Below are 504 nucleotides of genomic sequence, written 5' to 3'. Positions count from 1 at the left end.
ATCCCAGGTGCGGCTTAGCTGTGAGTCGTCAATAATATAGGAGAGGCTGCCATCCACATTGCGCAGGGCGCTCATGCGGTGGCTGGCGCCCACTTCTTCAGGCTCGACAATATCGTAGCCAAGTTTGTCGGCACGTTTAAACGCCTCATAGGCATTTGCCACGCGCAGGCCAATCGCCGTTACTGCGGTGGCATCGCGTCCTGGCGTGCGGCCGGTAAAGCTTGATTCGGCATTGAGTACCAGATTGACGTCACCTGCCGCCCAGCGCTCGGCGTTAAGCGTGTGGTGTCGCCCTACGCAGGCCATGCCCAACGCGCTGAGCAGCTCGCGCAGCGAGGCTAAATCGTCAGGCTCAACGGCGATTTCTAGAAAGGCGACCGACTCGATCGGCTGCGGTGCGGGAATTCCGCTGTCGCCCTGCATGCTGCGTAGCAAGTGGTAGGAACGCAGCCCGTCCCGGGCCGTCTGGTCACTGTGGCCCATGCGGAAGACATCGTTAAAGAT

General features: G+C 60.3%; 1 pseudogene. It reads right to left on the bottom strand.

Annotated elements, in window-relative coordinates:
- Positions 1-504, bottom strand: a pseudogene (locus JI62_RS19490) (hypothetical protein); the annotation flags it as partial.

It is taken from the genome of Halomonas campaniensis (assembly GCF_002211105.1).
In the GTDB taxonomy this organism is placed as follows: domain Bacteria; phylum Pseudomonadota; class Gammaproteobacteria; order Pseudomonadales; family Halomonadaceae; genus Vreelandella; species Vreelandella campaniensis_A.
The sequence above is the reverse complement of the archived record's forward strand: the minus strand, read 5'-3'. Positions and strand labels throughout refer to the sequence as shown.